Origin of the sequence: Psychrobacter sp. KCTC 72983 (assembly GCF_014280455.1) — a bacterium.
GTDB classification, from domain to species: Bacteria; Pseudomonadota; Gammaproteobacteria; order Pseudomonadales; family Moraxellaceae; genus Psychrobacter; species Psychrobacter pacificensis.
In genome coordinates, this window is record NZ_CP060390.1 from 1,592,449 (window position 1) to 1,617,021 (window position 24,573).

At 43.6% G+C, this 24,573-nt stretch carries 17 protein-coding genes and 1 tRNA gene; 17 read left to right on the plus strand and 1 reads right to left on the minus strand.

Annotation, left to right across the window (positions count from 1 at the left end; genetic code table 11):
* Positions 1-18: 18 nt before the first annotated feature.
* From rpsG to PSBA01_RS06900, 13 genes are all read left to right on the plus strand, one after another.
* Entirely contained in the window at positions 19-492 is a 474-nt protein-coding gene (gene rpsG, locus PSBA01_RS06840; protein ID WP_057761735.1) for a 30S ribosomal protein S7, read from the plus strand.
* A 351-nt stretch (positions 493-843) separates the two neighbouring features.
* Entirely contained in the window at positions 844-2,970 is a 2,127-nt protein-coding gene (gene fusA, locus PSBA01_RS06845) for an elongation factor G (protein WP_186473559.1), read from the plus strand.
* A gap of 223 nt (positions 2,971-3,193) precedes the next feature.
* Complete coding sequence (tuf, locus tag PSBA01_RS06850; protein WP_186473561.1) at positions 3,194-4,384, plus strand: elongation factor Tu; 1,191 nt, start codon at positions 3,194-3,196, stop codon at positions 4,382-4,384.
* A gap of 374 nt (positions 4,385-4,758) precedes the next feature.
* Positions 4,759-4,834: transfer RNA gene (locus PSBA01_RS06855), tRNA-Trp, on the plus strand.
* A 51-nt stretch (positions 4,835-4,885) separates the two neighbouring features.
* A complete protein-coding gene (gene secE, locus PSBA01_RS06860) occupies positions 4,886-5,371 on the plus strand; it encodes a preprotein translocase subunit SecE (RefSeq protein WP_093071056.1) in 486 nt (161 codons plus the stop codon).
* A gap of 71 nt (positions 5,372-5,442) precedes the next feature.
* Positions 5,443-5,973 (plus strand): transcription termination/antitermination protein NusG, encoded by a 531-nt coding sequence (nusG, locus tag PSBA01_RS06865; protein WP_071002919.1) that lies wholly within the window; start codon positions 5,443-5,445, stop codon positions 5,971-5,973.
* A 95-nt stretch (positions 5,974-6,068) separates the two neighbouring features.
* On the plus strand, positions 6,069-6,500 hold the full coding sequence (rplK, locus tag PSBA01_RS06870; RefSeq protein ID WP_071002920.1) for a 50S ribosomal protein L11: 432 nt from the start codon (positions 6,069-6,071) through the stop codon (positions 6,498-6,500).
* On the plus strand, positions 6,500-7,201 hold the full coding sequence (gene rplA, locus PSBA01_RS06875; RefSeq protein WP_186473563.1) for a 50S ribosomal protein L1: 702 nt from the start codon (positions 6,500-6,502) through the stop codon (positions 7,199-7,201). The genes rplK and rplA overlap by 1 nt, the downstream gene beginning before the upstream one ends.
* A 475-nt stretch (positions 7,202-7,676) precedes the next feature.
* On the plus strand, positions 7,677-8,204 hold the full coding sequence (gene rplJ / locus PSBA01_RS06880) for a 50S ribosomal protein L10 (protein WP_186473565.1): 528 nt from the start codon (positions 7,677-7,679) through the stop codon (positions 8,202-8,204).
* Positions 8,205-8,330: 126 nt separating this feature from the next.
* Positions 8,331-8,705, plus strand: a complete 375-nt coding sequence (rplL, locus tag PSBA01_RS06885) for a 50S ribosomal protein L7/L12 (RefSeq protein WP_058025420.1) — start codon at positions 8,331-8,333, stop codon at positions 8,703-8,705.
* A 762-nt stretch (positions 8,706-9,467) separates the two neighbouring features.
* A complete protein-coding gene (gene rpoB / locus PSBA01_RS06890) occupies positions 9,468-13,586 on the plus strand; it encodes a DNA-directed RNA polymerase subunit beta (RefSeq protein WP_186473567.1) in 4,119 nt (1,372 codons plus the stop codon).
* A 151-nt stretch (positions 13,587-13,737) separates the two neighbouring features.
* Positions 13,738-17,955 carry a DNA-directed RNA polymerase subunit beta' gene (gene rpoC / locus PSBA01_RS06895; RefSeq protein ID WP_186473569.1) on the plus strand — a complete coding sequence of 1,406 codons (4,218 nt, stop codon included), beginning with the start codon at positions 13,738-13,740 and terminating at the stop codon, positions 17,953-17,955.
* Between the two features lie 165 nt (positions 17,956-18,120).
* On the plus strand, positions 18,121-18,645 hold the full coding sequence (locus PSBA01_RS06900) for a DUF6586 family protein (RefSeq protein ID WP_058025417.1): 525 nt from the start codon (positions 18,121-18,123) through the stop codon (positions 18,643-18,645).
* Between the two features lie 100 nt (positions 18,646-18,745).
* Here the strand turns inward: PSBA01_RS06900 and PSBA01_RS06905 are convergent, their stop codons facing one another.
* Positions 18,746-21,391 (minus strand): penicillin-binding protein 1A, encoded by a 2,646-nt coding sequence (locus tag PSBA01_RS06905; protein ID WP_186473571.1) that lies wholly within the window; start codon positions 21,389-21,391, stop codon positions 18,746-18,748.
* A gap of 192 nt (positions 21,392-21,583) precedes the next feature.
* Here PSBA01_RS06905 and pilM point away from each other — a divergent pair, with 192 nt between their 5' ends.
* Genes pilM through PSBA01_RS06925 form a run of 4 tightly spaced genes read left to right on the plus strand, consistent with a single transcriptional unit; the run spans position 21,584 to position 24,553 of the window.
* The gene (gene pilM, locus PSBA01_RS06910; protein ID WP_058025415.1) at positions 21,584-22,639 is read left to right on the plus strand and encodes a type IV pilus assembly protein PilM; all 1,056 of its coding nucleotides are present in this window, start codon (positions 21,584-21,586) and stop codon (positions 22,637-22,639) included.
* Positions 22,639-23,289 (plus strand): PilN domain-containing protein, encoded by a 651-nt coding sequence (locus tag PSBA01_RS06915; RefSeq protein ID WP_071002929.1) that lies wholly within the window; start codon positions 22,639-22,641, stop codon positions 23,287-23,289. Before pilM ends, PSBA01_RS06915 begins: the two co-directional genes overlap by 1 nt.
* The gene (locus PSBA01_RS06920) at positions 23,286-24,020 is read left to right on the plus strand and encodes a type 4a pilus biogenesis protein PilO (protein WP_186473573.1); all 735 of its coding nucleotides are present in this window, start codon (positions 23,286-23,288) and stop codon (positions 24,018-24,020) included. Before PSBA01_RS06915 ends, PSBA01_RS06920 begins: the two co-directional genes overlap by 4 nt.
* The gene (locus PSBA01_RS06925; protein ID WP_058025948.1) at positions 24,020-24,553 is read left to right on the plus strand and encodes a pilus assembly protein PilP; all 534 of its coding nucleotides are present in this window, start codon (positions 24,020-24,022) and stop codon (positions 24,551-24,553) included. The genes PSBA01_RS06920 and PSBA01_RS06925 overlap by 1 nt, the downstream gene beginning before the upstream one ends.
* Positions 24,554-24,573: the final 20 nt, after the last annotated feature.

Here is a 24,573-nt window from a genome sequence, read left to right on the forward strand (position 1 = left end):
AAGATAAGGAAATTTATTATGCCAAGACGTCGCGTCGTTGCTGCCCGTGAGATCCTACCGGATCCTAAGTTTGGTAGCCAAACTGTTGCAAAATTCATCAACCATGTAATGAGTGATGGTAAAAAATCTACTGCTGAGCGTATCGTTTACGGTGCACTTGAGACAGTAAGTGAGAAGCGTAAAGTTGAAGATCCAGTATCTTTCTTCGAAGAAGTGCTTGAAAATGTACGCCCAATGGTAGAAGTAAAAGCTCGCCGCGTTGGCGGTGCAACCTATCAAGTACCAATGGAAGTACGCCCCTCCCGTCGTACTGCCTTGGCTATGCGTTGGTTAGCTGAAGCTGCTGCTAAGCGTTCTGAAAAATCAATGGCTTTGCGTTTAGCTGGTGAATTGAATGATGCTGCTGATGGCAAAGGCGCTGCTATGAAAAAGCGTGACGAAGTTCACCGCATGGCAGATGCTAACAAAGCATTCTCTCATTACCGTTTCTAAGCTACTTTTTAACAGTAGCTTGAGATTAATAGCTCATACTCATTAATCTTACATTGTTGTTTATTCTATTGATTGCCGCCATCATCATTCGGTCATATATAAATGTTATTTATTAATGACTGGGGTGGCGGACATCTATCAAGATGTCTCTCTTAACAAGTATGACTTTCATCCTTTCATTAGAGAACATCCCAAATTTGATGCCACACTATTCTTAGTATTTGCTCTTTTTTTGTCCGTATTAGGCTCAATAATCAGTAAGTAATATTACGAAGCTGAACGCTTTGTCATAGAGTATGAGGTAGAGACACAATACATTATTATATACACGACTTTTCCTAGGAAAACACTATGGCTCGTAAAACTCCCCTAAAACGCTATCGCAATATTGGTATTTCAGCGCACATCGATGCTGGTAAAACGACCACTACTGAGCGTGTTTTATTCTATACCGGTGTTAGCCACAAAATTGGCGAAGTACATGATGGCGCAGCCACTATGGACTGGATGGAGCAAGAACAAGAGCGTGGTATTACTATTACCTCAGCAGCAACAACTTGTTTTTGGTCAGGTATGGCTAAACAGTTTGACGAACACCGTATCAACATCATCGATACCCCAGGTCACGTTGACTTCACGATCGAAGTTGAACGTTCTATGCGCGTACTTGATGGCGCTTGCATGGTTTACTGTGCAGTAGGCGGCGTTCAGCCACAGTCTGAGACCGTATGGCGTCAAGCGAACAAATACAAAGTACCACGTCTTGCATTTGTAAACAAAATGGACCGTGTTGGTGCTGATTTCTATCGTGTTATCGAACAGATCAAAACCCGTCTTGGCGGTAAGCCAGTACCATTGGTTATTCCAATTGGCAAAGAAGATGACTTCGAAGGCGTTGTTGATCTAGTGACTATGAAAGCTATCTATTGGGACGAAGCGTCTCAAGGTATGCAGTATGATGAGCGTGATATCCCAACTGAACTACAAGACAAAGCGGACGAGTATCGCGAGTACCTTGTAGAAAGTGCTGCTGAAGCCAATGAAGAGTTGATGAACGAATATCTAGAAAACGGTGAATTGACTGAAGAGCAGATCCACAGTGCTATTCGTCAGTTGACTATTGATAACGAAATCATCCCACTTCTTTGTGGTACTGCCTTTAAAAACAAAGGCGTACAAAAGATGCTAGATGCGGTTATCCAGTATCTACCAGCACCAATTGACGTACCTGCTATTAAAGGTATTCTTGATGACAAAGACGAAAGCGAAGGCAGCCGTGAAGCATCAGATGAAGCACCTTTCTCAGCACTAGCGTTCAAAATCATGAACGACAAGTTCGTTGGTAACTTAACCTTCGTACGTGTTTATTCTGGTGTCATGAAGCAGGGTAGCAGTGTTTATAACCCAGTTAAAATGAAGCGTGAGCGTGTTGGCCGTATTGTACAGATGATGGCAAACTCTCAAGAAGAGCTTGCAGAGATTCGTACAGGTGATATCGCAGCCCTAGTCGGCATGAAAGATGTAACGACTGGTGATACGCTATGTGACGAAGACAACGTGATCACGCTTGAGCGTATGGAATTCCCAGAACCAGTTATCTCTCTAGCGGTTGAGCCAAAGACCAAAGCTGACCAAGAAAAAATGTCAATCGCGCTTGGCCGTTTGGCAAAAGAAGATCCATCGTTCCGTGTACACACTGACGAAGAATCTGGTCAGACGATTATCAGTGGTATGGGTGAGCTGCATCTAGAGATTCTTGTTGACCGTATGAAGCGTGAATTCAACGTTGAAGCAAACATCGGTGCACCTCAGGTTGCTTATCGTGAGACGATTCGTAACACTGTTGAACAAGAAGGCAAATTCGTACGTCAAACAGGTGGTCGTGGTAAGTTTGGTCACGTATGGTTACGTCTTGAACCACTTGATCCAGCTGGCGACACTGAATATGAATTCGCTGAAGAAGTTGTTGGCGGTGTGGTACCAAAAGAATTCCACGGTGCTGTTGATAAAGGTATCCAAGAGCGCATGAAAAACGGCGTACTTGCAGGCTACCCAGTTGTTGGCGTAAAAGCGACTTTGTATGATGGTTCTTATCATGACGTTGACTCTGATGAATTGTCATTTAAGATGGCAGGTTCTATGGCCTTCAGAAAAGGTTTCTTAGCAGCTGATCCAGCGCTACTTGAGCCAGTGATGAAAGTAGAAGTTGAAACACCTGAAGACTACATGGGCGACATCATGGGTGATCTTAACCGTCGTCGTGGTTTGGTACAGGGTATGGAAGACCTACCTGGTGGCACTAAACAGATTCGTGCTGAAGTACCATTAGCGGAAATGTTTGGTTATGCCACTCAAATGCGCTCTATGTCACAAGGCCGTGCAACTTACTCAATGGAATTCCAAAAGTACGTTGAAATTCCAAAATCAGTTGCTGCTGAAATCATCTCTAAGTACAACTCTAAAGATGATGACGAGTAAATAAAACTTACTAAAGGTGACAATATAGAGTATCTCTGTGTATTGTCACTAAAGAATCGGCCAATAACTTGTTAAAAGACTTGTTATTGGTCGCAATTTTCTTATAATATCTGCACATTAGTATGTGTAACCTTTTAACAATTATCTTAAGGTGACCAAGATTTTCTTAATTGTCATATTTATATGAATTAAGCCTTGGAACCAAAAAAAAGAGGAAATACCCATGGCAAAGGCCAAGTTTGAACGTAGCAAGCCACACGTCAACGTCGGTACCATCGGACACGTTGACCATGGTAAAACCACCCTTACCGCTGCAATCGCAACCGTAGCTGCAATCACCTCTGGTGGCGAAGCAAAAGACTACGCGTCTATTGACTCAGCACCAGAAGAAAAAGCACGTGGTATCACCATCAACACCTCACACGTAGAATATGACACAGACACACGTCACTACGCACACGTAGACTGCCCAGGTCACGCTGACTATGTTAAAAACATGATCACCGGTGCCGCTCAGATGGACGGCGCAATCTTAGTTGTATCAGCAACTGACGGCCCAATGCCACAGACTCGTGAGCACATCTTGCTATCACGTCAGGTTGGCGTACCATACATCATCGTATTCATGAACAAATGTGACATGGTAGATGACGAAGAACTACTAGAACTAGTAGAAATGGAAGTTCGTGAACTATTGAACGACTATGACTTCCCAGGTGATGACACCCCAATCATCCACGGTTCTGCTACTGAAGCCCTAAAAGGCTCACAAGAAAAATACGGCCAACCAGCCGTTGTAGAACTACTAAACGTACTAGACACCTACATCCCAGAGCCAGAGCGTGACGTTGACAAAGCATTCCTAATGCCAATCGAAGACGTATTCTCAATCTCAGGTCGTGGTACCGTAGTAACTGGCCGTGTTGAATCTGGTGTCGTAAAAGTTGGTGACGAAATCGAAATCGTTGGTATCCGTGACACTCAAAAAACCACCTGTACAGGTGTAGAGATGTTCCGTAAACTGCTTGACGAAGGTCGTGCTGGCGAAAACTGTGGCGTACTACTACGTGGTACTAAGCGTGAAGACGTACAACGTGGCCAAGTACTAGCGAAGCCAGGTTCAATCACGCCTCACACCAAATTTGACGCAGAAGTATACGTACTGTCAAAAGAAGAGGGTGGACGTCACACACCATTCCTAAACGGCTATCGTCCACAGTTCTACTTCCGTACCACTGACGTAACTGGCGCAATCCAATTACAAGACGGTACTGAAATGGTCATGCCTGGTGATAACGTTGAGATGGGCGTAGAGCTTATCCACCCAATCGCTATGGACAAAGGTCTACGCTTCGCAATTCGTGAAGGTGGCCGTACTGTAGGCGCTGGTGTTGTTGCTAACGTATTGAACTAAGACTTAAGTCTCAGTAATGAGATTATGAATTAGTCATAAAAAAGCCATCCTATCTAGGGTGGCTTTTTTTTTGGAGATAAATAGGGGTATTTGCAGCATTAGATCTAAGCTTTGGTAGAATGGTTCTTTTGATGGAGTGACTTTTGATTTGATACTGGCTATTTATTTATAGTGCACTGTATTGTAATTTGCCGCATAGCTTGCTATATTAGCGCTGCATTTAACGTGTATGGTTAATCTAAACCATAACGAGAAAGCCTATAATTAATATAGTGACTTTTGATAGATGTAATATCAGGTAAAAATTAACAATTTTACCGCCAAAGGCTTGCATTCTATGCTGGATATTGTATAATGCTGTCCTTTACATCCATAGGCGATTGGCTCAATTGGTAGAGCATCGGTCTCCAAAACCGAGGGTTGTAGGTTCGAGTCCTACATCGCCTGCCATCTTCTTATCTCATCTTTGTTGTACCCCATCATCTCCGAAGCGAGTTCTTTATGAGCAATAATCAAGATAACCTCGAGACTAAGTTATCTGATGCCAAGGCGGTTGCTGGTGGAATGCTGTCTAAAAATAAGCACATCTCAGCGAGCGGTACTTCTGCTGTTGAAGTTGCTAAGACTGGCTCAATCAAAGATTTGATTTTGTGGCTACTTGCCGCAATTGTTTTGATCGGTGCGACTCTCGTTAATCAATATTTACCAGGCTATTGGCAACCTGCCAACGATGTCTGGGTACGTATTGGTATTATTGTTGCACTTGTTGTATTTGCATTAATTTGCTTGGCGCTGACGCATCAAGGTCGTGCTTTTAAAATATTATTAAGAGACGCAGGTGTTGAGCTTCGCCGAGTGACATGGCCAGGTAAAGACGAAACCTTTCAATACACATGGCAAGTCATTGTCGTGATCGGAATTGTTGGGTTTTTTATTTGGTTATTAGATAATTTCTTTAATTGGTTCGTTGGTATCTTTATCGGTTAATAGCACGTATTAGTGACTATTAACGAGAGATTTACTTATAACGACTTATTTATAATGATCAGGAGCGTGATATGCGTTGGTATATTGTCCAAGCGTTTTCAGGATATGAAAAACAAGTACAACGTTCGTTAACTGATCGTATTAACCGTAGTGACTTTGCTGAGTCATTCGGTGATGTACTGGTTCCTACTGAAGAAGTCGTCGAAATGAAAGACGGCAAAAAGCGTAAGAGTGAGCGTAAATTCTTTCCAGGTTATGTATTGATTCAAATGGAGATGAACGATAATACTTGGCACATCGTAAAAGATTGCCCTCGTATTATGGGTTTCGTCGGTGGTACGCCTGAGATGCCTGCACCGATTACGCAAGTAGAAGCTGATCGCATTTTAAACCGTTTGAACCAGACTGAAACTGACCCACGTCCTAAGACTCTATTTGAGCCAGGCGAAGAGTTATTGGTTATCGATGGTCCATTTACTGACTTTAAAGGGTTGGTAGAAAAAGTGGATTATGAGAAGTCTAAACTACATTTAACGGTAAACGTATTTAATCGACCTACGCAGGTTGAGCTTGAGTTTAGTAAAGTTGAAAAACTAGACTAAATCAGCAAAAAGTTAATCAACCGGGGAGCTGTTAGTCAACCAGGTATATGTCATATCACGTTGATTTGGCGCTATCACCCATTTAGGAGAGTATCATGGCTAAGAAGATTGATGGTTACATCAAACTGCAAGTGCCTGCAGGCAAAGCAAATCCTTCACCACCGATTGGTCCAGCTTTGGGTCAAAAAGGCGTGAACATCATGGCGTTCTGTAAAGAATTTAACGCTGCGACCTCAGGCCAGGAGCCAGGTCTACCGATCCCAACTGAGATCACAGTATATAACGATAAATCTTTTACCTTCATCATGAAGTCACCACCAGCTGCGTACTTACTACGTAAAGCTGCTGGCATCGCTAAAGGTTCAGGTACACCGAACACTGCTAAAGTCGGTAAAGTGGACCGTGCACAACTAGAAGAAATCGTTAAGACTAAGAATGCAGACTTAACGGCTGCTGATCTTGACGCTGCTGTCCGTACCATCGCTGGTACTGCACGTTCAATGGGTATTACCGTGGAGGGTGTATAATGTCTAAGCTAACCAAACGTCAAAAAGAAATTCAAAGCCGTGTTGATAACGAAAAACAATACACGCTAGAAGAAGCCGTTCAAATCCTAAACGATTTGCCAGCGCTAAAATTCAAAGAGTCTATCGACATTGCAGTAAACTTGGGCGTTGACCCACGTAAATCTGACCAAGTCGTTCGCGGTGCAACCAATCTACCTGCTGGTACTGGTAAAACCAAACGCGTTGCTGTATTTGCTCAAGGCGCTGCTGCTGAAGCCGCCAAAGAAGCTGGTGCAGACATCGTTGGTTTTGAAGACCTAGCAGAGCAAATCAAAGCCGGGAACATGGACTTTGATGTTGTTATCGCAGCTCCAGATGCTATGCGTGTTGTTGGTCAATTGGGTACGATCCTAGGCCCACGTGGTCTAATGCCTAACCCAAAAGTTGGTACGGTAACGCCAAACGTTGCTGAAGCTGTGACCAACGCGAAAGCGGGTCAAGCCCAGTACCGTGTTGATAAAGCTGGTATCATCCATGCAACTATCGGCCAAGTTGGTTTCACTGCTGATCAAATCGAGCAAAACGCGCAAGCGATTCTTTCTGATCTAAAGCGTGCTAAGCCTGCTACTTCTAAAGGTACTTTTATTAAGAAAATTACCTTGTCTAGCACGATGGGCCCTGGTCTAACGATCGACGCTGTTCCTTATCGTACTGCAAAATAATTAAAGTCTTTATTTTTGAGTACTTGAACTTCAAGTATTTTGAATGATGAGCACATACTATATTTAAAATATTAGGTCAGCGTAGTATTTGCTACGCTGTCTAAGACCGTAGGTAGAGAGTGGTTTAGCGTCATAAGTAACAATTTTCGAATGGTTAAATATGATACTGAGTCACTTTTGTTAATCGACGACAGATGAAAATCTTAGTTGTCCTACGCAGACGGTGGCCCACACAGTTTAAGACACGAGCGAATAGGGCGGTAAGGTTATTTATATAATCTTCAAACTATTACTCAACGTCATTCTGATAACGGTGCCGTAATCAGTCGTTACCAGTAGATGCTTTTTTCATTAATTGAATCCTCTGGTAATGTGTCGTATCAAGTCAGTCCCAGCTTAAAATTTAAGCTTGCAGAAATTTCGATTTTTAGCGCTTTTATGATAAGCAGATTGATAAGATTAAAGGAGTCAACTTATGGCATTAACGCTAGAGCAAAAACAACAAGTTGTGGCTGAAGTGTCTGAAGTTGCTGCTAATGCTTACTCAGCAGTAGCTGCCGAGTATCACGGAATTGGTGTTGCACAGCTTACTCAGCTTCGCGAACAAGCTCGTGATAAAGGTGTTGTTTTGAAAGTGGTAAAAAATACCCTTGCAAAACGCGCTTTTGAAGGCACTAAGTTTGAGAGCATGTCAGACCGTATGACTGGTCCACTACTTTTGGCTTTCTCTATGGAAGATTTGGGATCTGCAGCACGAGTCGTTTTCGACTTTAGCAAAGATAACAAAGCTTTAGAGACCAAATTAGTATCAGTCGGTGGTGAAGTTTATGGTCCAGAAGAGCTAGAGCGCGTATCGAAGCTACCAACTCGCGACGAAGCAATCTCTATCTTGATGGCTACTATGAATGCACCAGTGACCAAGCTTGTCCAGACTATGAATGCTGTTCCTGGCAAGTTCGTTCGCACTGTAGCGGCAATCAAAGACGCAAAAGAAGCTGCTTAATTGCTTGTTTTAACGTAACTTTGACATCGCTGGTTGTACTGTATTGCCAATTCTATTTGTATATTTGGCAAACGATCAAAGCGATATTAAAATCAATTAATTTTTATCAGATAACGGAGAGTTCTCATGGCACTATCTAAAGAAGATGTGTTAAACGCAATCGCTGAAATGTCAGTAATGGATATCGTTGAGCTAATCAGCGATATGGAAGAAAAATTCGGCGTAACTGCTGCTGTTGCTGCTGCTGCACCTGCTGCTGCTGCTGGTGGCGCTGCTGCTGCTGAAGAAAAAGACGAGTTTGACGTAGTTCTTGCTAGCTTCGGCGACAAGAAAGTTGGCGTAATTAAAGCCGTACGTGAAGCAACTGGTCTTGGCCTAAAAGAAGCGAAAGATTTGGTTGAAGGCGCTCCAGCTCCAATCAAAGAAGGCGCATCTAAAGCTGAAGCTGAAGAGTTGAAAAAGAAACTTGAAGAAGCTGGTGCAACTGTTGAACTAAAATAAGTTTAACACTGTACAGAAAAAAAGCTGGTAATGCCTTGCATTGCCAGCTTTTTTTTATTATAATTCGTAGCTTGACCTTTTGTGTCTGCCAACATACGTATGCATTAACGGTGGATACCCATCAAAAGGACAGACGATATACATGCAAGTACACATACCAGTTTTTAAAATCAGTTAATATCAGCTAAACGTCTGTAGATGTTTGGCATTTTTTTGTGTCTGCATGCTTTCCTATCAACACTATAGTTTATACTGATTCTTAAAGTTATAGTTACCCCGATTATTAATCCTGAAAAAAGCGGTATTCTGAAAAAGCTGTTGATCATAAGTTGCCTACTTGGTGTGGCATGACTGTCGTTATTAAGCCTTATAGACAGTTTGTATGTGTAGGGAACATAGTTCGGTAATAAGCAGTCTAGATGGCAAGTGGCTTATATGCAATCTTAATAGACGTTATTTTCCAGCAATGTATTTGTAAATTAAGCCTCATAGGCAATGCATTATAGATTATATAATATTGAATTTTTTGGTTGCAACAGTCATATAGATTGATTCACTTACCATGAATTTAGCAAGCAACGACGAGATTAAGTGAAGTGTGCTAGGTAAGCACTGATGAGTAAAGTAGTAATTGAAAGAAAAGACATGAACTGAACACGAAAACCCGTTTTATATTATCGTTTACGTCGCTAAGTGTGCATCGTATTTATGCATACTGGCCACGCTTTTAATTTGTTTCCACGTTTACTGTAAGGACTCTCGATGGCATATTCTTATACTGAAAAAAAGCGTATTCGCAAAAGTTTTGCTGAATTGCCCACTGTAATGGACGTTCCCTATTTACTGTCTATTCAAGTAGATTCTTATGAGCAATTTTTGCAAGAGCATAAAAAGCCAAAAGCTCGTGAGAATACTGGTTTGCAAGCTGCGTATTCCTCTATTTTCCCAATTGAGAGTCACTCTGGTAACGCGGAGTTGCAATTTGTTGAGTACTATTTAGGTACGCCTGAATTTGATGAGCGTGAGTGTATTTTACGTGGTTCAACGTTTGCGGCGCCGATGCGTGTCAAAATTCGCTTGATCATCAAAGATAAAGATAGCAAAGACAAAGATAGCAAAGCCGCTATCAAAGATATCCGTGAGCAAAGCGTTTATATGGGCGAGATGCCTTTGATGACTGCTAACGGTACTTTCATTATTAATGGTACTGAGCGTGTTATCGTCTCTCAGCTACATCGTTCACCTGGTGTGTTCTTTGACCATGATAAAGGTAAGTCGCATTCAAGTGGTAAAGTGCTTTATAACGCGCGTATCATCCCTTATCGTGGCTCATGGTTAGACTTTGAATTTGATGCAAAGGACTTAGTCTTTGCTCGTATTGACCGTCGCCGTAAGCTATTGGCTTCTATCATTCTACGTGCACTTGGCCTGACTACATCTGAAATTTTAGATTTGTTCTTTGATAAAGTCGCTGTTTATAAAACTGAAGAGACGTTTGAAATTGATCTAGTTGCTGATCGTCTACGTGGCGAAATGGCGCAGTTTGATATCGTATCACCTGAAGGTGACGTTATTGTAGAGCAGGGCAAACGTATTAACGCACGCCGTATCCGTCAGCTTGAAGAAGCAGGTATGACGAAAATTGCTGTGCCTGATGAATATCTATATGAGCGTATTTTAGCTGAAGACATCATTGTTAATGATGAAATCATCGCTAAAGCGAACACGCCAATCGACCACGAGTTATTGGTGAAATTGAACTCATTTGAAGCCAGTGGTGCCATCAAAGAGTTCAGCATTCTGTTCACTAACGATATCGACCAAGGTAGTTATATCGCCGATACGCTACGTGCTGATAGCACCTCAAGCCGTGAAGAAGCATTGATCGAAATCTATAAAGTCATGCGTCCAGGTGAGCCACCAACGGTTGAAACGGCTGAGAAACTGTTTGAGAGCATGTTCTTCAACGCAGATCGTTATGACTTATCTAACGTCGGCCGTATGAAGTTCAACCGTCGTCTTGGTCTGCCATTTGAAAACACCGATGATCCAGACGTACAGCGCGAGCGCAGTGTATTAACCAACGATGATATCGTTAATGTTCTAAAAGAACTTATCGAAATTCGTAACGGTCGCGGCGATGTCGATGATATTGACCATCTAGGTAACCGCCGTATTCGTTCAGTAGGCGAGATGGCAGAAAACCAATTCCGTGTTGGTTTAGTACGTGTTGAGCGTGCGGTAAAAGAGCGTTTAAGCTCAGCAGAATCAGACAACTTGTCACCACAAGATTTGATTAACTCTAAGCCAGTAGCGGCGGCGGTTAAAGAGTTCTTTGGTTCAAGCCAGTTGTCACAGTTTATGGATCAGAACAACCCATTGTCTGAAGTTACCCATAAGCGCCGTGTATCAGCGTTAGGACCTGGTGGTCTAACTCGTGAACGAGCAGGCTTTGAAGTACGTGACGTACATGATACGCATTATGGCCGTGTATGTCCTATTGAGACTCCTGAAGGTCCAAATATTGGTCTGATCAACTCACTAGCGACATTTGCTAAAACCAACAGCTTTGGCTTCTTAGAAACGCCATATCGCCGTGTGGTTGATGGTAAAGTGACTGATGATATTGAATATCTATCAGCAATCGAAGAAGTCGGTACTGTTATTGCACAGGCTGACTCTCCGATGACTGAGGATGGCGCGTTATCTGACGAGATGGTCAGTGTGCGTAGCTATGGTGAATTTGTTCGTATGCCGCCAGAAAAAGTGACGCATATGGATGTATCACCAAGTCAGGTCGTATCGGTTGCAGCAGGTCTGATTCCGTTCCTAGAGCATGATGATGCTAACCGTGCCTTGATGGGCTCGAACATGCAGCGTCAGGCGGTTCCTACCCTACGTGCTGATAAGCCATTGGTAGGTACCGGTATGGAGCGACACGTTGCTCGTGACTCAGGTGTGTGTGTCATCGCTAAGCGTGGCGGTGTGATTGAAGATGTTGATGCATCACGTATCGTGGTTCGTGTCAACGAAGACGAGATGGTTGCTGGTGAAGCGGGTATTGATATCTATAACTTGATCAAATACACGCGCTCTAACCAAAATACTTGTATCAACCAACGTATCATCGTTAACCAAGGTGACGAGATTGCTTTGGGTGATATCTTGGCTGATGGTCCATCAACGGATCTTGGTGAGCTAGCACTTGGTCAGAACATCCGCATCGCATTTATGCCGTGGAATGGTTACAACTTTGAAGATTCAATCTTACTATCTGAAAAAGTCGTAAAAGAAGATCGTTTCACTACGATTCATATCCAAGAATTGACTTGTGTGGCTCGTGATACCAAACTAGGTACAGAAGAGATCACGGCTGATATTCCAAACGTTGGTGAAGCAGCACTATCAAGTCTTGATGAAGCAGGTATCGTCTATATCGGTGCTGAAGTTGATGCTGGTGATATTCTCGTTGGTAAAGTGACGCCAAAAGGTGAAACGCAGCTAACGCCAGAAGAGAAACTACTACGCGCTATCTTTGGTGAAAAAGCTGCTGATGTAAAAGACACTTCACTACGCGTACCAACTTCAAGTAAAGGTACGGTTATTGATGTACAGGTCTTCACCCGTGATGGCGTTGAAAAAGACGCACGCGCAAGAGCGATTGAAAAATCGCAGCTTGATAGCTATCGCAAAGATTTGAAAGAAGAGCTACGTATCTTTGAAGAAGCAGCACGTGGCCGTATTGGTAATCTCTTAGATGGCCAAAAAGTCAGCGGCGGTGCTGGTCTAAAAGCTGGTACGGTTATGGCATTGGCTGATATGAAAGATATGAGCCTTGAGACCTTGCTTGATATTCAACCAGTAGAAGAAGAAATCTCTGAGCGTCTAACGCAAATCGCTGATTACTTGGTTGATAAGCAAAAAGACATCGATGTGAAGTTTGCTGAGAAAAAACGCAAATTGACTGCTGGTGATGACTTGCAACATGGCGTACAAAAAATCGTTAAAGTATATCTAGCGGTTAAGCGTCGTATTCAGCCTGGTGATAAGATGGCTGGTCGTCATGGTAACAAAGGTGTGGTATCGCGCATCATGCCAGTTGAAGACATGCCTTATGATGAAAATGGTAATACCGTTGACATCGTATTGAACCCACTTGGTGTACCATCTCGTATGAACATTGGTCAGGTTCTAGAGACGCATTTGGGTATGGCAGCGAAAGGATTGGGCGAGAAGATTGATGGTATGCTCAAATCTCAAGCAGCGATCAAAGAGCTACGTGACTTCTTGGATAAAATCTATAACCAAGTAGGCGGTGAGCAAGTTGATCTTGATAGCTTAAGTGATGATGACATCATGGCGCTAGCAGACAACTTACGTGGCGGTGTACCAATGGGCACAGCAGTATTTGACGGCGCAAAAGAAAGCCAAGTCAAAGATTTGCTTGAGCTTGCTGGTATGGATCGCGATGGTCAGCAGACGTTATATGATGGTCGTACAGGTCAGAAATTTGACCGTAAAGTGACCGTGGGTTACATGTACATGCTCAAGCTTAACCATTTGGTTGATGACAAAATGCATGCGCGTTCAACGGGTTCTTACTCTCTAGTCACGCAGCAGCCACTCGGCGGTAAAGCGCAGTTTGGTGGTCAGCGCTTCGGTGAGATGGAAGTGTGGGCACTAGAAGCATACGGCGCGACTTATACGTTGCAAGAAATGCTAACGGTGAAGTCGGATGACGTTGAAGGCCGTACTCGTATGTACAAAAACATCGTTGATGGTGAGCAGTATATGGATCCAGGCATGCCTGAGTCGTTCAACGTACTGACCAAAGAAATCAAATCATTGGGTATTAATATTGAGTTAAAACAAAGCAACTAGCCCGTTGTTTAACTTAGTTGTCCACTAAAGGCAGTCTGCTTTATTGCTGCTGCTTTTAGTGATTTGTCTCAACCCTATTCATTGCCTTCATTCATCTTATCTGCGTCAATGGTACGCTGTCAGATGATTATAAAGATAACGGAGAAGCAACTTGAAAGATTTACTCGATATCATGCAAAGCCCTACCGGCAACGGTAATACAGAGTTTGATAGCATTCAAATTACTCTAGCCTCACCTGACGTCATCAAGTCATGGTCGCATGGCGAAGTAAAAAAACCTGAAACCATCAACTATCGCACGTTCAAACCTGAGCGTGATGGTCTTTTTTGTGCCAAAATCTTTGGCCCAGTAAAAGATTTTGAATGTCTATGTGGTAAATATAAGCGCCGTAAGTTCCAAGGCGTTATCTGCGAAAAATGTGGTGTTGAAGTCACCACTGCGAAAGTTCGTCGTGACCGCATGGGTCATATTGACCTAGCCAGTCCTGTGGCGCACATTTGGTTCCTAAAATCACTACCAAGCCGCATCGGTCTATTGCTAGACATGACATTGCGCGATATTGAGCGCGTCCTGTATTTTGAAAGCTACATCGTGACTGATCCTGGTCTGACTTCTTTAGAAAAGTATCAGTTGCTTGATGATGAAGATTATTACAAAGCACTTGAAGAGTTTGGCGACGAGTTCACTGCCAAGATGGGTGCGGAAGCTGTCCAAGACCTATTGAAAGATATCGATATGGATCTTGAGATTGATGAGCTGCGTGAAGCGATTCCACAAACAGGTTCTGAGACCAAGCTTAAGAAGATGTCTAAGCGTCTTAAATTATTAGAAGCATTCCGTGACTCTAATAACAAGCCTGAGTGGATGGTAATGAATATCTTGCCAGTACTACCACCAGATTTGCGCCCGTTAGTACCGCTAGAAGGTGGTCGTTTTGCGACGTCAGATCTAAACGATCTATATCGCCGTGTGATCAACCGTAACAACCGTCTTAAGCGTCTGCTTGAGCTGAGCGCACCTGATATCATCGTACGTAACGAAAAACGTATGTTGCAAGAATCAGTGGATGCGTTGCTTGATAACGGTCGTCGCGGTCGTGCCATCACTGGTAGTAACAAGCGTCCATTGAAATCTTTGGCTGATATGATCAAAGGTAAGCAAGGTCGTTTCCGTCAGAACTTGCTTGGTAAACGTGTCGATTACTCTGGTCGTTCGGTTATCGTTGTAGGCCCAACATTACGTTTACATCAGTGTGGTCTACCGAAGAAAATGGCTCTAGAATTATTCAAGCCATTTACTTATAACAAACTATTGTCTCATGGTTTAGCGACTACGATTAAAGCTGCCAAAAAGATGGTAGAGCGTGAAGAGCCACAAGTATGGGATATGCTGGCCATGGTTATCCGTGAGCATCCAGTACTTCTCAACCGTGCGCCAACACTTCACCGTTTGGGTTTACAGGCATTTGAGCCAGTATTGATCGAAGGTAAAGCAATCCAGTTGCATCCGCTTGTTTGTACTGCATTCAACGCCGATTTCGATGGTGACCAAATGGCCGTTCACGTGCCATTGACCCTTGAAGCACAGCTTGAATCACGCGCCTTGATGATGTCTACTAACAACATCTTGTCACCTGCGAACGGTGATCCGATCATCGTACCCTCACAGGATGTTGTACTAGGTATATATTACATCAGTCGCTCGTCTATCAATGCCAAAGGCGAAGGCATGATATTTTCGACCGTCAATGAAGCTTTGCGTGCAATTGGTTCAAATGATTTGCATGTAAACGCGAAGATCAAAGTGCGTGTCACTGAAACGCAAATTGACGAAGACGGTAACGAGACCAAAGAAACCAGTATCAAAGATACGGTTGCTGGTCGTCTACTTATCTGGAACATCATGCCTAAAGGTATGACGTTTGATGAGTGTAACCAAGAGATGACGAAGAAAAATATCTCTCGTTTGATCAACTCTTGCTACCGTAAAGTGGGCGTCAAAGAAAGCGTTATGTTTGCTGACCAATTGATGTATCTTGGTTTTGCTCAAGCAACGCTATCTGGTGTGTCTATCGGTATCGATGATATGGTCATTCCACCACTGAAAAAACAAATCATCGAAATGGCAGAAGGCGAAGTTCGCGAAATCGAAGATCAATTTGAGCAAGGCTTTGTGACCGCTGGTGAGCGCTATAACAAAGTCGTTGATATCTGGTCACGTACCAATGACAAAGTCGCTAAGGCGATGATGGATAATTTGGCAACAGATAAAGTTATCAACGCCCAAGGCGAAGAAGACGAGCAGAAGTCATTCAACTCGATCTTTATCATGTCGGATTCTGGCGCTCGTGGTAGTGCGGCACAGATTCGTCAGTTGGCCGGTATGCGTGGTTTGATGGCGAAACCAGATGGCTCAATCATTGAGACACCAATTAAAGCGAACTTCCGCGAAGGTTTGACCGTACTACAGTACTTCATCTCAACGCATGGTGCACGTAAAGGTCTAGCGGATACAGCACTAAAAACGGCTAACTCAGGTTACCTAACCCGTCGCTTGGTCGATGTGGCGCAAGATTTGGTTGTGACCAGCGAAGACTGTGGTACCGAAGAAGGCTTGCTCATGAAGCCACATATCCAAGGTGGTGAAATCATTGAGAAGCTAGGTGATCTCGTACTTGGTCGTGTGACTGCACGTGATGTGACGTATAACGATGATGCTGATAAAGTATTGATTCCAGCGGGTACTTTGATTGATGAGTATTGGGTTAATGTCCTTGATAACAACGCAATCGATGATATCTGGGTACGTTCGGTGATTACTTGTGATATCGAACATGGTGTGTGTTCACAATGCTATGGTCGTGACCTTGCACGTGGTCACAAAGTGAATATCGGCGAGTCAGTTGGTGTTATGGCCGCTCAGTCTATCGGTGAGCCAGGTACTCAGTTGACCATGCGTACGTTCCACGTGGGCGGGGCCGCGAGTTCAGCATCTGTGGACAACAGCATCTCTGTACGTAATGCTGGTCAAGCGCACTTTGAAAACATGAAAACGGTACAGCATACTGATGGTCACTTAGTCATCGTATCGCGTTCAGCTGAAATCGCGTTGACTGATGAGCTTGGCCGTGAGCGTGAGCGCTATAAAGTACCGTACGGTTCAAGCGTTCTTGTGAAAGACGAAGAGCAGGTTGAAAGCGGTCAAACCATCGCTAAATGGGATCCGCATACCCATCCAATTATCACAGAATTTGCTGGTACAGCACGTTTCAGTGATATCGTTGATGGTTCAACGGCGACCGTTAAGGTTGATGATGCCACTGGTATGAGCTCGTTTGAGATTCTAGCGACTCGTGACCGTTCAAGTTCAGCAAAAGACTTACGTCCTGCCATTATTTTGAACACTGACGAAGGCAAAGAAGTGGTTTACTTCTTACCAGCTGAAACGATCATTCGCGTGAGCGATGGTGAAAAAGTAGCAGCAGGTTCGATTCTAGGCCGTGTCCCACAAGCCTCTTCTGGTACAAAAGATATTACCGGTGGTCTACCACGTGTTGCTGATCTATTTGAAGCACGTCGTCCAAAAGATCACGCCATCATGGCAGAAATGACAGGTGTCGTAAGCTTTGGTAAAGAGACCAAAGGTAAGAACCGCTTCATTATTACCAATGAAGATGGCGAAGTACATGAAGAGCTGATTCCGAAATGGCGTCAAATCAACGTCTTTGAAAACGAGACGGTAGCACGTGGTGAGATTATTGCAGATGGTCCACAAAACCCGCATGATATCTTGCGTTTGAAAGGTCAGACTGCACTTGCTGATTATATCGTCAACGAAGTACAGGACGTTTATCGCTTGCAGGGTGTAAAAATCAACGATAAGCACATCGAAGTTATTATTCGTCAGATGCTGCGTAAAGTTGAAATCACTGATGGCGGCGATTCAAGCCACTTCAAAGGTGATCAGGTCGAGTATGCAGATATCAAAGCGTTGAATGCGAAACTAGAAGCGGAAGACAAATTCCCAGTACAGTTTGAGCGTCAATTATTAGGTATCACTAAGGCAAGTCTTGCAACTGAAAGCTTTATCTCAGCGGCGTCTTTCCAAGAAACAACCCGTGTACTAACGGCGGCGGCTGTGACTGGTAAAGTGGATGAGCTACGTGGTCTGAAAGAAAACGTGGTGGTTGGTCGCTTGATTCCTGCAGGTACGGGTCTTGCTTATCACAAGGCACGCAAAGAGACAGCGGATCAGAAGCTACAAGACAGTGATCTAAATGCAGCGTTTGATATGACTGCAAGCACTGATAGCAAAGACTTTGCAAGCTTTGATGAGGCCTTTGCTCAAGAGTTAAATCAAAATAATTAATCGTATTGAGTATTTTGTTTCATTCCCAATTTAAGAAAAAGCCAGCCTAAGTCGCTGGCTTTTTTGTGTGTATAAAAACTGAGAAAGGCATGGTGCTATTATCTAAAAAAATAGTACACTGGAAAATAAGCCTCAATTTACTATCTATAGAAGGATAAGTCGCACATGGCAGGTAAAACTCGCGTTGCCAAATATCAAGCAGATCGTACCAATCAAAAACTCTATTTCTGCCGTCTCTCTTGTCAAGCAGCAGGCAGCACCAATGATAAGCAGCTATATCAGGCTCATTGTGAAACGGCTATTTTTCATTTATACGGGGCATTGTTGGCATTTATTCAAGAGTTGGGTCATTTTTATAGCTTAAATATGACCGCACCAACTTTGTCAGATATTGAGCAAGCACTAGGCGAGCGCACGCAGGTATCTCCTGAGATTCAGCGCTTGCAGCAATTGCAGCAGCAAGGCTTTATTGCAAATATAGAGCGCGCTTATGAGCGTTGCCTCTATGCGGTACCACCAGATACGGTGGTGGATGAAAAACCAAGTAGCGATTTAGCCGCGCCCGACCTTATTGTGAATGTCGTTACTTTGTCAAATCAATGGTTACCTGATGAGGCAACGATAAGAGAATGGCGTAATCAGCTTTTAGAGCTGATCGAGCAACTACGTGCAGGGATGGTTGAGTTTTAGCAGGATGAGTCTATCTGAAATATAATATCTACAAAAAAGGCTTATTCAGTGATGACTGAACAAGCCTTTTATTATATCGGTAGCTAGAGATACCAGTAGATTACTCTGGCATCGGGGGCATACGCTGGACCGGCGTGACCGATAAAGGGTTTTGCGGCACGCTATCGTTACTACGGCTATTGTTTGCTTGAGCTGCTGAGTTGCTAGTATCTGCAGTTGGTTCAGGTAGGGTCGGCTTACGCTGCTGAATTTGAGTTTTGACCGGTTTTGCTGGTGCGCTATTGTCAGAGATGTCGTCATCATCAGTTATAATACCATCATCGGTCATTTCTATAATTTGCTGTTGCTGCTTTTTAGATTTTGAGCGGTTATTGATAGACACCCATTGGTTTGGTGTGTTTTTGAGCTGAGCTTTCATAAAGTCCATCCAGACGGGCAGGGCAGCCACACCACCATACTCTCTGCGACCCATAGATGTTGGCTGATCAAACCCCATCCATACAACCGTTGCATTGGTAGGATGAAACCCTGCAAACCAAGCGTCTTTGGCTTCGTTGGTTGTACCGGTTTTGCCGCCAATATCATCACGGCCTAAGGCTTTTGCTCGTACTGCAGTACCACGCTGCACCACATCACGTAAAATATCTGCCATTTCAAATGCTACTCTAGGCTTTAATATTCTTGGTGCTTGTTTGGCTGCTATGTATTGTACGACAGGTGCTTTTAGGCGATCTGATTGTGGACCAGCGTCATAGACAGTAAGATCGATTGCTTCATCCGTTTCTTCTACATTTTCACTATTTTCTAGCTCTGTGCTCTCGTTAGCTGATTCTTCAGTAGTACTGTTTTCGTCTTCTAATGATTTGTTATATTCTTCTATCAGGTTTTTATTAACCGCTTCAAGTTGCTCATTGAAGCATAAGGCGCAAGCCTGAAGTGGATTGGCCTGAAATAATAACTCGTTTTTATAGTTATAAATTTGCTCAATAAAGTAAGGTTGTACGCGGTGACCACCATTAGCAAAGGTTGAATACGCCGTTGCCATTTGCAATGGGGTTGCTTGTCCTGCCCCTAGAGCCAACGATAAAGTTGTTGGTAGTTTTTCTTTATCTAGGCCGAACTCATCTAAGAGGTTGCGCGCATCAGAGATACCAATGGCTTGTAGGAGACGGATAGAAACCAAGTTGCGAGATAAATACAAACCACGACGTAAGGTAATGTCACCTAAGAAACGTTCATCAGAGTTTTTAGGTTTCCAGTCGCCTACTTGAATAGGGCGATCTGAAACAATACTGTCTGGGCGGTAGCCTTTTTCCAAAGCGGCGGTATAGACTAATGGTTTGATGGTTGAGCCAGGTTGGCGCCATCCTTGTAAGGCTCGGTTGAATTTACTGTGTTTGAAATCAAAACCACCTACTAATGCATTAACCGCGCCGGTTTCTGGATTTAATGAAACCAGACTACCTTGTATTTTGGGTATCTGCCCTAGTTGCCAATTACCATTTGCGGTAGGTATCACGCGGACAATATCGTTTTTGCTCACTATTTGGCTAGCATTATTAGGGTAGTAACCGATACGATTGGCAGAGATGTATTTGCGTGCCCAGCTCATGCCAGACCAATTGACCGTTACACTTTCACCAGACTGTAATATCGCTTCAAAACTACGAGAGTTGACTTTGGTAACTTTGGCAGGAGACATATTGCTATAGTGTTGAAAGTTTTCGAGAGGCTCGTCATTTGCCTCTGCGCCGCGCCAACCATGACGATGCTCGTAAGCAATCAGCCCAGTTAATATGGCAGCCTCTGCCGCCGTTTGTGCCTTGCTATCGACCGTGAGACGAACGCGCCAACCACTGTGCATGACTTGCTCCCCATAGCGTTCAACTAAGGTCGCACGCGTCATTTCTGCTAAATAGGGCATATTAACGTCGAGTTTTTCTTGATATAGCTTAATGCCAACGGGGGAGTTAACGGCCTCATCATACTGAGCTTGAGTAATATAGCCAAGCTCATGCATACGGCCAATGATCCAGTTACGCCGAGTCAACGCGCGGCTAGGATTGGCAACAGGATTGTATTTAGAAGGGGCTTTTGGTAAACCGGCAAGCATTGCGATTTCAGCAATAGTAAGATTATCTAGTGATTTACTATAGTATTTTTTGGCAGCAGCGCGGATACCATAAGCGCCTTCACCCAAATAAATCTTATTGACATAGAGATTAAGGATCTCATTTTTGCTAAGCTCATCTTCCATTTTTCGCGCCACAAACAGCTCTGTCAGTTTGCGGTTTAGTGTGCGCTCAGGACTTAAAAAATAATTTTTGGCGACCTGCATTGTAATAGTTGAGCCACCAGTCTGACTGTCATCATCAGTCACCACTTCAGTGACCGCGCGTCCAAGACCTTTGATACTGATGCCACTATGCTGAAAGAAAGAAGCATCTTCTGCCGCTAAAAAAGCGTGAGTCAAATCTTCAGGAATTTCATCAAATGTGACTGGTAACGATAAACGATTGCCGTATTGGCCAATTAATTTGTCATCGCTACTATAAATCTGCAATGGCATTTCTAAATTGGCAGTTTTTATCTCTTGAATACTTGGCAAAGTTGGCGATAAATACATCGCCATCCCATAAAAACCAATAGGTACAGCAAGCGCTAAGATAACTGCCAATGCTAGGCAAGCGACGAAAAGTCCCACCAAGAAATGAATGAGACGAGCGGTAGCATTTTTTTTGGCCATAATAAGACTTATTCATTAGAATTTGTAGCGGATAACTTATTATACATTGAACAAAATCAACAGGTCATAATAAATGTGTAAGTAGGCCTTAATATATTTTTAGACGCTTGAATCTATCAATTAAGTAAAGTATTGTACTCAATTATTACAAATAACTATCAGATTGTACACTTAATATAAGGTATAGAGTTTGTGAGGCTATTTACTTCAAAAAGTCGACATTTGATTGGTGTGGATATTTGTGCCACTTCAGTAAAAATAGTGGACATACAGCGTCAACAAGGCATGTTCCACCTAAAATCTTACGGTATTGAGAGACTACCGGAAGGTGTAGTCGTCGACAAACTCCTAGTTGATACAGAGGCGGTTGGCAACATTATAACGAGTCTAGCAAGACGTTGCCAAGTTGCGGGCAGTAATGCTGCAACCGCCGTATCAGGATCTGCCGTCATCACCAAAATTATTGATATGGATATGATGCTAAGCGATGTTGAGCGTGAAGCACAAATACGTTTGGATGCTGATCAATATGTGCCTTATCCATTAGAAGATGTCAATTTAGATTTTGAGGTGCTAGGTCCATCTTTAGTGAGTGAGGATATGGTACAAGTACTGCTTGCGGCCTCTCGCTCAGAAAACGTTGATCAGCGTGTTGATGCGTTGGCCTTTGGTGGTATGCAAACCAAGGTTATGGATATCGAGTCACATGCAATAGAGCGCGCTTTTGGACTGATGGCAGACAATCTGCCAAATATGCCAGAACTGGTCGCTTTGGTTGATATCGGCCATAATCAAACCACTTTATATATCGCAAAGAATGGTGAGTTTATTTATAGTCGCGAGCAATTGTTTGGCGGTGTTCAGTTAACAGAAGCGATTCAAAACCGGTATGGGTTGTCAGCTGAAGAGGCAACGCTGAGCAAACGTGAGCGCACATTGCCTGATGACTACTATCCTGAAGTTTTGACCCCTTTTATAGAAAATACCATTCAGCAAATCACTCGTTCCTTACAATTTTACTTCTCCTCAAGTCAGTATAGTAGTATTGACCACGTGGTACTTGCGGGTGGTAGTAGCTCCATTGCAGGTCTTGCTGGGATGGCACAACAAAAACTCGGTGTAAGCGTTAGTGTTGCCAATCCGTTCACCAATATGACCATTGCGCCTAATATCGATAATGAGCAATTGACCATTGACGCGCCAGGATTAATGGCTGCATGCGGTCTTGCGTTAAGGAGCTTTGACTAATGGCTCGTATTAACCTTTTACCTTGGCGACAAGAGGAGCGCGAGCGTCGTAACAAAGAGTTTATGACTCTGATCGTTGCGGTGACTTTGCTCACCTTATTGGCGGCCTTTGCTTCATGGAGCTATTTTAACAATGAGCTTGATGAACAGCTTGATGCTAATGCTTTGATTGAACAAGAAAATGCACGCTTAGACACCGCATTGACTGAGATTGACAGTTTAGAGCAGCGCCGTGAAGATATTATCTCACGTATGCAGGTCATTCAAGACTTGCAAGGTCGGCGTCCTGTACCAGTACGTTTGTGGGATGATCTGGCAAGAGCGATTCCACCAGCGCTTTATCTAACCAATCTCAAACGCGAAGGCGATGTATTAACGTTGACTGGTCTGGCTGATAACCCAAATATTGTGTCAAGTTTGATTCGCAACCTTGACAGCAGTAAATGGATGGGTAACTCAGCAGTTAGCAATATTCAACAGAACATTAGCGCTTATGAAGCGGCCCCTGTACTAAATAATACAGTCACTACGGCTGGTGAGACACCGCGTCCAGTCTATCCTGAAGACAGTTATGTACAGTTCGTAGTGACGACTAAAGTACAATCAGAGACGCCTGTCCCTGCGGAAGATGGTGTGGGAGGGGAGTTATGAAACTTGTCCGTAAAAAAAGCCTAATTAAGACCAAAAAAAGTGCTTCAAAACCAAAGAAGCAGTTTGATCTCAATGAGTTTCGTCGTAGTTTTGAGTCACTAGACTCTGAAAACTATGGCAGCTGGCCGCTACCAGTGAAGGTGACGGTGATCGGTCTTATTATTACCTTTATAGCGGCCCTATCATGGGCGCTACCAATTAGTAGCAAAATCGATGAGATCAATGCTGCTGAAAGTCAGCAACAGACCTTGCTTGAAAGCTATCGTGAAAAAGAATCGCGCGCGCGTCACCTACAAGCCTATCAAGCACAGGTCGTTCAGATGGAAACGGAGTTTAATACCTTATTAGACCAGTTGCCAAAAGACACGCGTGTGTCAGAGCTGGTAGAAGGTATCAATATGACAGGTGTCGGTAGTAATATTCGTTTTCAAGACATCTCTGTCGAACCTGAGATTGAAAATGAATTTTTCATTGAGCAACCGATTCGCATTGCTGCTTTAGGTGAATATCATCAGTTTGGTAGTTTTATTAGTGGCCTTGCAGCACTGCCTCGTATCATCACCATGCACGATTTTGAGGTGAGTAACCCACAACCGAGCTTAGATGTTTTACCTGAGCTTAATCTAGTCTTGCAAACCAAAACCTATCGTTCAAAAGAAGCGACTCCTGAAGATGAAACGGCTCCTGCAGGTGATGCCGCCGCTACTGATGCAAATGCAGGAGGTAACTAATGAGTATGCAAAAACTACCCATGCTGTTGACTTTAAGTATCTCAGTGCTAGCGATGACTGGCTGTACGGATCGTATCGGTATGGCAGAGCAAGCGATGACTGACATCCGTAACCAGCCAGCGCAGCCTATCGAACCACCACCCAAAGCTGAACTAGTAGAAGACTTCGTCTATAGTGCAAGCTCACAGCGCAGCCCGTTTTTACCACCAAGCCTGGTGAATGTAGAGGGTCCTACCACTTCTATTGATGGCGTGCGCCCAGATATTACACGTGTAAAAGAACCACTTGAACAATACGAGTTATCGCAACTGGTTTTTCGAGGCGTAGTAGTGTCGCCTGAAGGTCAGCGATACGCATTGGTACAACGTCCTGATGGTTCAGTTGCTAGTGTGAAGGTAGGTGATTATCTTGGATTGAATGACGGCCGTATTGTTGAAATCACGCCGACCCAGATCAATTTGATTGAAATTGTGCCAGACAGCCGCGCTGGGTTTATTGAAAAACCCCAGTCGCTGGTATCCCCTATAAGCTAAGTCGGCAGATTTTTTGAGGA

What these genes read in the sequence shown, in the direction of transcription:
- rpoB (WP_186473567.1), top strand. Translation starts at nt 9,468, where the DNA reads ATGGCATATTCTTATACTGAAAAAAAGCGTATTCGCAAAAGTTTTGCT.
- rplJ (WP_186473565.1), top strand. Translation starts at nt 7,677, where the DNA reads ATGGCATTAACGCTAGAGCAAAAACAACAAGTTGTGGCTGAAGTGTCT.
- nusG (WP_071002919.1), top strand. Translation starts at nt 5,443, where the DNA reads ATGCGTTGGTATATTGTCCAAGCGTTTTCAGGATATGAAAAACAAGTA.
- PSBA01_RS06900 (WP_058025417.1), top strand. Translation starts at nt 18,121, where the DNA reads ATGGCAGGTAAAACTCGCGTTGCCAAATATCAAGCAGATCGTACCAAT.
- PSBA01_RS06915 (WP_071002929.1), top strand. Translation starts at nt 22,639, where the DNA reads ATGGCTCGTATTAACCTTTTACCTTGGCGACAAGAGGAGCGCGAGCGT.
- rplK (WP_071002920.1), top strand. Translation starts at nt 6,069, where the DNA reads ATGGCTAAGAAGATTGATGGTTACATCAAACTGCAAGTGCCTGCAGGC.
- PSBA01_RS06925 (WP_058025948.1), top strand. Translation starts at nt 24,020, where the DNA reads ATGAGTATGCAAAAACTACCCATGCTGTTGACTTTAAGTATCTCAGTG.
- rpsG (WP_057761735.1), top strand. Translation starts at nt 19, where the DNA reads ATGCCAAGACGTCGCGTCGTTGCTGCCCGTGAGATCCTACCGGATCCT.
- secE (WP_093071056.1), top strand. Translation starts at nt 4,886, where the DNA reads ATGAGCAATAATCAAGATAACCTCGAGACTAAGTTATCTGATGCCAAG.
- PSBA01_RS06920 (WP_186473573.1), top strand. Translation starts at nt 23,286, where the DNA reads ATGAAACTTGTCCGTAAAAAAAGCCTAATTAAGACCAAAAAAAGTGCT.
- rplL (WP_058025420.1), top strand. Translation starts at nt 8,331, where the DNA reads ATGGCACTATCTAAAGAAGATGTGTTAAACGCAATCGCTGAAATGTCA.
- PSBA01_RS06905 (WP_186473571.1), bottom strand. Translation starts at nt 21,391, where the DNA reads ATGGCCAAAAAAAATGCTACCGCTCGTCTCATTCATTTCTTGGTGGGA.
- rplA (WP_186473563.1), top strand. Translation starts at nt 6,500, where the DNA reads ATGTCTAAGCTAACCAAACGTCAAAAAGAAATTCAAAGCCGTGTTGAT.
- tuf (WP_186473561.1), top strand. Translation starts at nt 3,194, where the DNA reads ATGGCAAAGGCCAAGTTTGAACGTAGCAAGCCACACGTCAACGTCGGT.
- fusA (WP_186473559.1), top strand. Translation starts at nt 844, where the DNA reads ATGGCTCGTAAAACTCCCCTAAAACGCTATCGCAATATTGGTATTTCA.